We start from the raw sequence: 8,667 nt of genomic DNA on the forward strand, positions 1-8,667 counted from the left end.
CCCCGAACCCGGCCGGCCCCGCCCGCGCGCCCCGGGTGCCCCCGGTGGCCCTGGTGACCGGCGGCACCAGCGGGATCGGCCTCGCCGTGGTGACCCGGCTCGCCCGGCGCGGCATTCCGGTGTTCCTGTGCGCGCGGACCGAGGAGCGGGTCCACGCGACGGTCAAGGAACTGCGCGACCAGGAGCTGGAGGTGGACGGCCGGGTCGCCGACGTCAGGTCGGCGAAGGAGGTGCGGGCCCTCGTCCGCGCCGCCGTCGACCGGTACGGGCCGCTCACCGTGCTCGTCAACAACGCGGGCCGCAGCGGCGGCGGTCCCACCTCCCGGATCTCCGACGAGCTGTGGGACGACGTGATCGACACCAACCTCAACAGCGTCTTCCGCGTCACCCGCGAGGCGCTGACCACCGGCGGCCTGGAGGACTGCGGCGACGGACGCGTCATCAGCATCGCCTCCACCGGCGGCAAGCAGGGCGTCCCCTACGGCGCCCCGTACTCGGCGGCCAAGGGCGGGGTCATCAGCTTCACCAAGGCGCTCGCCAAGGAGCTGGCCACCCGCGGGGTCACGGTCAACGCGGTCTGCCCCGGCTATGTGGAGACCCCCATGGCCGTCCGGGTGCGCGAGTCGTACGCGAGCACGCGCGGGATCTCCGAGGACGAGGTGCTCGCCGAGTTCCACGCGAAGATCCCCATGGGGCGCTACGCCACGCCCGAGGAGGTGGCGGGGCTCGTGGACCACCTGGTCACCGACGACGCCGCCGCGATCACGGCGCAGGCGCTCAACGTCTGCGGCGGCCTCGGCATCTTCTGACCCCGCCCGCAAGCCGGCCCGTCCGCCCGCCGGTCGAGAGAGAGGCAGAGCACGTGCTGCGCACCGGAACCCACCGCACCACCCATCACATCGACATCGACGCGTCCGCCGCCGCGGTCTACGGCATCGTCGCGGACGCACCCGCCTGGCCCGTCCAGTTCGCCCCCACCCTCCACGTCGAGCGCCTCGCGGGCCCCGAGGAGCCGTCGGCGGGCGGCACCGAGCGGCTGCGGATCTGGGCCACCGCCAACGGCGAGGCCAAGGTGTGGACGTCCCGGCGGGAGCTGGATCCCGCACAGTCCCGGATCCGGTTCCGGCAGGAGGTCTCCTCGCCGCCCGTCGCCGCGATGAGCGGCGAGTGGATCGTCGAGGCGGGCGCCGCGCCCGGCACCGCGCGGCTCACCCTGCTCCACGAGTTCGCCGCCGTCGACGACGACCCCGGGGACCTCGCCTGGATCGACCGGGCCACCGACGAGAACAGCAGGGCCGAGCTGGCGAACATCAAGCAGCTCGCCGAGGGCGCCGCGCGCAGCGCGGACCTCGACTTCGCCTTCGAGGACTCCACGGCGGTGGACGGCGACCCCGAGGCCGTCTACCGCTTCCTCCGCGAGGCCGCCGCCTGGCCCGACCGGCTCCCGCACGTGTCCGGGATGCGGCTGCGCGAGGAACCGGAGAACATCCAGTGGATGGTGATGGACACCGTCGCCAAGGACGGTTCGGCCCACACCACCGAGTCGGTGCGCGTCTGCTTCCCGGCGCGGCGGCGCATCGTCTACAAGCAGCTCGTGACGCCCCCGCTGATGGCCACCCACATCGGCGCGTGGACGGTGGTCCCGGACGGCCAGGGGGCGCGTGCCACCTCCTGGCACCGGATCCGGCTCAACGAGGAGGCCATACCCCGCGTCCTGGGCGCGGGCGCCACCCTCCAGTCAGCGAAGGACGTCATCCGCGCGGCGGTCGGCGGCAACAGCGCGGCCACCCTCGCCCTGGCCAAGAGGTTCGCGGAAGGCCGGCATGAGTGAAGCGCCGCTCCTCGTCGTGGGCGCGGGCCCGGTGGGCCTGACCGTGGCCCACGAGCTGACCCGCCGGGGCGTGCGGGTGCGCCTCGTCGACCGCGCGCCGGGCCCGGCCACCAGCAGCAGGGCGCTCGCCGTGCACGCCCGCACCCTGGAGATCTGCGACCAGATGGGCCTGCTGGACGAACTGCTGCCGCGCGGGCGCCGGGTCGAGCACTTCACCCTGCACCGCAGGGGGCGCACCCTGATCCGGTTCGACACCGACTACTCCACGATGCCCACCCGCTACCCCTTCAGCCTCATGGTCGACCAGGTGGTGACCGAGCAGGTGCTGCGGGAGCGGCTGGCGCAGCTCGGCGTCGCCGTGGAGTGGGGCCTCGGACTCGACTCCTTCACCCCGGGCGCCGACGCCGTCGAGGTCCGGCTCACCGGCGCGGACGGGCACGAGGAGCGGTACGCCGTGCCCTGGCTGGTCGGCGCGGACGGGGCGCACAGCACCGTACGCAAGCGCCTCGGGCTGCGGCTCCTCGGCGACGCCACCGAGACCTGGCTCAACGCCGACGTGGAGACCGACGCCGAACTCCCGGCCGACAGCAACCACCTGCTGCACACCTCGGGCGGCACCCTGCTGCTCGTACCGTTCCCGGAGCGCGGGAAGTGGCGGGTCGTCGACACCCTGGACACCGGGAACGCCGACGACCCGGAGGCGGTCAGGGAGCGGCTCGCCCGGAAGATGTCCGATGCCCTGGGGCGGCCCGTGAAGGTGTCGGCGCCCAGCTGGCTCTCGGTGTTCACCGTGCAGCAGCGGATGATCGACAGCATGCGGTCCGGGCGGTGCTTCGTGGCCGGGGACGCCGCGCATGTGCACAGCCCCGCCTCCGGCCAGGGCATGAACGCCGGTATCCAGGACGGCTACAACCTGGCCTGGAAGCTCGCCGACGTGGTGCGCGGCTTCGCCGGGGAGCGGCTGCTGGACAGCTACGGCGCCGAGCGGGTGCCCATCGGGGAGCGGCTGCTGAGCTCCACCCGGGTGGCCACGGCCCTGGTCGCGCTGCGCAACGCGCTGGGCCCGGTGCTGCTGCCCCTCGGCCTCGGCGCCGTCCGCGGGATCGCGCCGCTCAAGCGGAAGCTGGAGCGGAAGATGATCCGCGGCTTCTGCGGCCTCACCGTGGAGTACCCCGGCAGCCCGCTCAGTCTGCCGTCGGCGTCCGGCGGCGCACCGGGCCCGGGGCCCGGCCCCGGGCAGCGGGTCGGGTGCACCGCGCGGGCGCACCGCGACCACGCGGGCTGGCGCGAGCTGTGCCGGGAGCTGCGCGATCCGCGGTGGACCCTGCTGGTGCCCGTGGACGGCGACCGGGAGGCGGCCGGGGCGCTCTTGGACACCGCCCGCGTCCACGGCCCGGCCGTCTCGTGCCGTGCCCTGTGCGATACGGCGGCCCCGGCGGAGCCGGCCGGTGCCGGAGCGGACTCCCGGCCCCGGGTGCTGCCCGATCCGGACGGGGCGCTGCGCCGGGATCTGGGCCTGGGGGCCGGGGACTTCGCGCTCATCCGGCCGGACGGCTACCTCGCGGCCCGTGGCCCGCTGGCCGGCGGCCGCGGCCCGGACCGGGCCCTCGGCGCTCTCGGACTGACCGGCATCGGGGCGCCCGGCGACAGCGGCGCCGCGCCCTGCGACGCACCGGCAAGGGGGGCAGCCCCTGCCCGGAAGAACCACGAGAAACGGAGCGAAGCCATGAGCAAGGTGCAGGAACAGGAAGACGCCTACCGGGAGCTGCTGGCCCGGCACAGCGGCGGCCGCGGCGTTCTGGTCACCCTCAAGCGGGACGGCCGGCCCCAGCTGTCCAACGTCGGGTACAGCTACGACCGGGCCACCGACACCCTCCGCGTCGCCACCACCGAGGACCGGGCCAAGACGCGCAACGCCCGCCGCGACCCCCGGGTCGGCTTCCATGTGACGACCGGGGACATGTTCGCGTACGGGGTGTTCGAGGGCACCGCCTCCGTCTCGGAGGTGGCCGCCGACCCGCACGACGCCGTCGTGGACGAGCTGGTCGAGATGTACCGCGCCACCCAGGGAGAGCACCCGGACTGGGAGGAGTTCCGCGAGACCAAGGTCAAGGACCGGCGGCTCGTGCTGCGCGTACACGTCGAGCGGTGCTACGGCTTCATCCTGCGGCAGGACTGACGGTGCCGGGCCAGCCGGCGCCGGCCGTCACCCGGCAGACTCTGCTCGACACCCTCCAGGCGTTCAAACGCACGAGCCTGCTGCGCGCCGGGGTCGAACTGGGCGTCTTCGACGCGCTCGCCGACGGACCGCTGGGCGCCGAGGAGCTGGCGGGCGCCGTGGGCGCTCCCGCGCGCGCCGTGCGCGTGCTGCTTGGCGCGAGTGCCGCCTGCGGACTGCTCGGCTGCGCCGACGGCCGCTACGCGCTCCCCGAGGGCGGTGCGGAGCTGCTGGTCAGCAGCAGCCCGCAGTTCGCCGGGCACGCGGTGCGGATCAACGCGAGCGACTGGGAGTGGGAGGCGATGCGCGACCTGGCGGCGGCCGTCCGCAAGGGCGGCACCCTGCTCGCACCGGACGCCACCGAGCCGGGCTTCGGCTACTGGCGGGACTTCGCCGCGGACGGGACCTTCGTGACCCGGGCCTCGGCCGCCGTCCTGGCCGAGGAGAACCGCGACTGGGCCGAGGCGCGGCCCGAGCCGCGGGTCCTGGACGTCGGATGCGGACACGCGCTGTTCGGGCTGGACTTCGCGCTGCGGCACCCCGGCGCCGTCGTCCACGGCCTCGACCGGCCGGACGTGCTGGAGGCGGCCAGGGCCCGCGCCGGGGAGCTGGGGCTCGCCGAGCGCACCGTGTTCCTCGCGGGCGACGCCTTCACCGCGACGCTCGACGGCCCGTACGACCTGGTGGTCGCCGCCAATCTGCTGCCCCTCTTCCCGGAGGACGAGGGCACCGCGCTGCTGCGCCGGCTGGCGGGGGCGCTGCGCCCCGGGGGACGCCTGGTGACCGTGGGGTTCGCGGTCGACGGGGGGCCGCCCGAGGCCGAGCACGCGGCCCATCTGCTGTCCCTGCTGATGCTGGTCGCCACCCCCGGCGGCGAGGCCCACTCCCTGGCGGCGACCCGGCGGATGCTCGCCGGCGCGGGGCTCGCCGAGGTCTCGGCGCGCCGCGTCGACCCGCTGCCCGTGCACGTGGTGACGGCCGAACCCGCGGCGGACGGCGCCGTGGACGAACCCCTGGACGAATCCGTGGACGAACCCCTGGACGAACCCGTGGGGGCGACGAACCCCGACCCGGAGGAAGGAGCCGGACGATGAAGTACGCGCAGGTGGGGAACAGCGGGCTCAGGGTGAGCCGGATCGTCTACGGAAACGCGATCACCCACGGGGCCCAGGTGGACGAGCCGGCCGCCGTGGCGTGTGTCCGGGCGGCGCTGGACTGCGGCATCACCGCCTTCGACACCGCCGACCTGTACGCGGAGGGCCGCGCGGAGGAGATCCTGGGCCGGGCCCTCGCGGGCGAGCGCCGCGAGCGGCTGGTGATCTCCACCAAGGCGGGCCGGTGGGCCCGGCAGGACGACCCGAACGCCGGACGGCTGTCCCGCAAGCACATCGCCGAGTCCCTCGACGCGTCGCTGCGCCGCCTCGGCCTCGACCATGTGGACCTCTACCAGGCCCACCGCTACGACGCGGACACCCCGCTGGAGGAGACCGTCGCCGCCTTCGCCGATGCCGTGCGGGCCGGCAAGGCCCACTACATCGGCGTCTCCGAGTGGCCCGCCGAGCGGATCCGGCAGGCCGCACGGCTCGCACGGGAGGCCGGGGTGCCGCTGATCGCCAACCAGGCGCAGTACTCGGCCCTGTGGCGCGTCATCGAGGCGGAGGTGCTGCCCGCGAGCCGGGAGGCGGGCGTCGGCCAGCTCGCCTGGATGCCGCTCGCGGGCGGCGCGCTGACCGGCAAGTACCGGGCGGGGCGGCGCCCCGCCGCGGGCAGCAGGGCCGGGGCGACGCCGGGCGGCGCGAAGTCCATCGGCCGGTGGGACTACCTCAACGAGAAGGTCCTCGCCGCCGTCGCGGACCTGGAACCCCTCGCGGCCGGGGCCGGGCTGACGCTGCCTCAGCTCGCGCTCGCCTGGGTGCTGCGCGCGCCGGGCGTCAGCGCCGCGGTCATGGGCGCGTCCCGGCCGGAGCAGCTGCGGGAGAACGCGGAGGCAGTGGACGCCGTCCTCGACGACGAGCTGCTGCGGCGGATCGACGCGGCCCTCGCCCCGGTGGTCCGCAGCGACCCCGTCCTCACCACCGACCCGCTCGGCCCGGCGGCACGCCTGTGAACGGCGGCGGCGCCGTGGTCTTCACGGACAAGGAGATCGGCTATCTCACCACCCAGCCGTTCGGCAGGCTGGCGACGGTGGGCCCGCACGGCGACCCGCACGTTGTACCGGTGGGGCTGCACTACAACCCCGAGGCCCAGACCATCGACATCTGCGGGCTGGGGCTCGGCAGGAGCCGCAAGTACCGCGACGTACGGCACCGGCCGCTGGTCGCCTTCGTCGTCGACGACGTCACCCCGGGCGACCCGGCGGCCCCCCGGGGCATCGAGATCCGCGGCGTGGCCGAGGCGCTCGCCGAAGGCGGGCGGCGCTACGGCGAAGCGGTCGCCGACGAGCTGATCCGGATCACCCCGACCCGGGTCGTCTCCTGGGGCATCGAGGAGAGCTGGCAGGCGGGTCCCCGAGCGCGCAGCGTGCCGGCGCGGCGACCGCGGCCGGCGCACCTTCCCCGCCCACGGACAGAGGAGGCCCGATGAGGGAACTGGAGTACGAGGAGACGGTGGCGGCCCCCGCGCGGCACCTCTTCGACCTGGTCGCCGACGTGGTCGCGGCGCCCCAGTACGTCGCCACCCATCTGCACGCCGAGATCGTGCGGACGCAGAGCCCGGAGCGGGACCTGGTCGCCCGCTGGGTGATCGACGGCGGCGCGGCCCGCGGCTGGCGCCTGTGGCGCACCCGGGACACCGGGGGCCTCGTCATCACCTTCGAGCACGAGACGCCCAAGCCGCCGCTGAGCGGGATGCGCGGCGAGTGGCGGTTCGAGGAGCAGCCGGACGGCGGCACCCGCGTCCGGGTCCGGCACGCCTTCGACCTCGCCCCCGGCACGGACCCGTCCGCCGCCGCCAAGGTGGCCGAGCTGCTGGACGGCAACGTGCCCCGGCAGGTGGCGGAGTTCGCGGAGCTGGCCGGCCGCATCGGCACGCTGCGCCGGAACACCGTCGTCAGCGACCGGGCCGTTCGCTCGGCCGTCCCCCGCGGGGAGCTCGCGGCCTGCGCGGCCGGGGCGGTGGCGGACGACGCGCGGTGGGCCCGGGTCGAACCGGCCGAGGGCCGCCTGGTCTTCAAGCGGCACACCGGTCTGGAGCCGGAACTGCACTCCTCCACCGGGGAGTTCCGGCTCGTCCCGGAGGACGGCGGTACGACGGTACGGCTCCGCCGGGCCGTCACGCTCGCCGGCCCGGCGTCCGAGGAGCGGCGCCGCGCGGCCCGCGCACGGCTGGACGCCGAGGTCCGGGAGCAGCTCGCCGACCTGGCGCGGACCGGCGTGGCCGCGGTGACCCCCTGACCGGCAGGGCGACCGGCGGACCCGCCCCGCACTCCGGCCCCGGAACCGCTTCCTGGTTCCGGGGCCGGAGTGCGGGGCGGGGGCGGGGCCGGGTCACGTGGGTTTCGCCGCGACCACCACGGTGTCGTTGCCCTGCGCCAGCCGGGTGGCGGACAGGAACACGAAACCGGCCCCCGCCAGCCAGGCGCGGCACTCCGGCACGGTGTACTCCGAGCCGCCCGGCGTGATCAGGGCCACGTTCAGGCTGCCGATGAGGCTGCGCAGTTCGGGGGCGTCCTCGTCGAGCATCTGGTCGTAGACCACGACAGCGCCGCCGGGCGGCAGCGCGGCGTACACCCGGTCGAGCAGCTTCTGCCGCTCCTCGGGCGACCAGTCGTGCAGCACATGTCCGAGGATCAGCACCTCGGTCCCGGGCAGCGCGTCGGCGAAGAAGTCCCCGGCGTGGAAGGTCACCCGGTCGGCGACGCCCAGCTCGCTCATGTGCTCGTCGAAGAACGGTTCCACGGCGGGCAGTTCGAACACGGCACCGTCCAGGTGCGGGCGCCGCCGCACCAGTTGCGCCGCGACGTTCCCCCGGGCTCCGCCGACGTCCGTGAACGAGGCGTAGGCCGACCAGTCCACCGCCTCGGCCAGCTGCGGCCCCACCACCCCGTTGTTGGCGTCCATGTGCACGAGAAAGCTCCGGGTCGCCTCCGGGTCGGTGTAGAGGGCGGCGAACGCGTCGCCGCCCGCCCCGGCCTTCGGCTCCCCGTCCCGGAGCGCCTCGGTGAGCCGCCCCCAGGTGTGGTAGTGCCGCCGGGCCGCCGTCCGGATCCGGCCGCCCAGGTACAGCGGCCCGCCGGGGACCAGGAACTCCGCGGCGTCCGGGGCGATACGGAACCGCTCGCCCTCGCGCTCGGTCAGTCCGAGCGCGGTCACCGCGCCCAGGAAGTCCCGCAGCAGGCGGGGGTGGAGCCGCAGCCGGGCCGCGATCCCGTCCCGGTCGAGCGGTCCCTCGGCGAGCAGTTCGAACAGACCCACCTCGACGGCGGTGTGCAGAATCCGGGCCTCGGCGTAGGAAGCGCTCAGCCGGGCGAGCGCCGGGGCGGTGAGCGGCGGCTGAGCGCTGGTCTCACTGATGGCCATGGGGTGTCCTCGCATCCTCGGGGAAGTCAGGGGCCCACCGGGCCCCGCGGGGGACGGGGCGCCGGTGGGCGGCGGGGAGGCCGCCGGCTCAGCCGGCCACC

At 75.4% G+C, this 8,667-nt stretch carries 8 protein-coding genes; 7 read left to right on the forward strand and 1 reads right to left on the reverse strand.

The features are described 5' to 3' along the window. Positions 1-35 precede the first annotated feature (35 nt). From G5C65_RS25380 to G5C65_RS25410, 7 genes are read left to right on the forward strand one after another with little or no spacing between them, the layout of a single operon-like run. Positions 36-809: an SDR family NAD(P)-dependent oxidoreductase gene (locus G5C65_RS25380; protein WP_338146648.1), complete on the forward strand. Its 774-nt coding sequence runs from the start codon at positions 36-38 to the stop codon at positions 807-809. Between the two features lie 53 nt (positions 810-862). Further along, positions 863-1,831: an SRPBCC family protein gene (locus G5C65_RS25385; protein ID WP_165301252.1), complete on the forward strand. Its 969-nt coding sequence runs from the start codon at positions 863-865 to the stop codon at positions 1,829-1,831. Further along, entirely contained in the window at positions 1,824-4,010 is a 2,187-nt protein-coding gene (locus tag G5C65_RS40210; protein ID WP_165301253.1) for a TIGR03618 family F420-dependent PPOX class oxidoreductase, read from the forward strand. The genes G5C65_RS25385 and G5C65_RS40210 overlap by 8 nt, the downstream gene beginning before the upstream one ends. 2 nt (positions 4,011-4,012) lie before the next feature. Beyond that, entirely contained in the window at positions 4,013-5,143 is a 1,131-nt protein-coding gene (locus tag G5C65_RS25395; RefSeq protein ID WP_165301254.1) for a methyltransferase domain-containing protein, read from the forward strand. Further along, positions 5,140-6,156 (forward strand): aldo/keto reductase, encoded by a 1,017-nt coding sequence (locus tag G5C65_RS25400; RefSeq protein WP_165301255.1) that lies wholly within the window; start codon positions 5,140-5,142, stop codon positions 6,154-6,156. The genes G5C65_RS25395 and G5C65_RS25400 overlap by 4 nt, the downstream gene beginning before the upstream one ends. Next, the gene (locus tag G5C65_RS25405) at positions 6,153-6,632 is read left to right on the forward strand and encodes a PPOX class F420-dependent oxidoreductase (protein ID WP_206442251.1); all 480 of its coding nucleotides are present in this window, start codon (positions 6,153-6,155) and stop codon (positions 6,630-6,632) included. The genes G5C65_RS25400 and G5C65_RS25405 overlap by 4 nt, the downstream gene beginning before the upstream one ends. Next, on the forward strand, positions 6,629-7,441 hold the full coding sequence (locus G5C65_RS25410) for an SRPBCC family protein (RefSeq protein ID WP_165301256.1): 813 nt from the start codon (positions 6,629-6,631) through the stop codon (positions 7,439-7,441). The genes G5C65_RS25405 and G5C65_RS25410 overlap by 4 nt, the downstream gene beginning before the upstream one ends. 93 nt (positions 7,442-7,534) lie before the next feature. On the opposite strand, the gene G5C65_RS25415 is transcribed toward G5C65_RS25410, so the two are convergent. Next, a complete protein-coding gene (locus G5C65_RS25415) occupies positions 7,535-8,566 on the reverse strand; it encodes a methyltransferase (protein WP_165301257.1) in 1,032 nt (343 codons plus the stop codon). Positions 8,567-8,667: the final 101 nt, after the last annotated feature.

The sequence above is a fragment of the Streptomyces boncukensis genome (assembly GCF_011045075.1).
In the GTDB taxonomy this organism is placed as follows: domain Bacteria; phylum Actinomycetota; class Actinomycetes; order Streptomycetales; family Streptomycetaceae; genus Streptomyces; species Streptomyces boncukensis.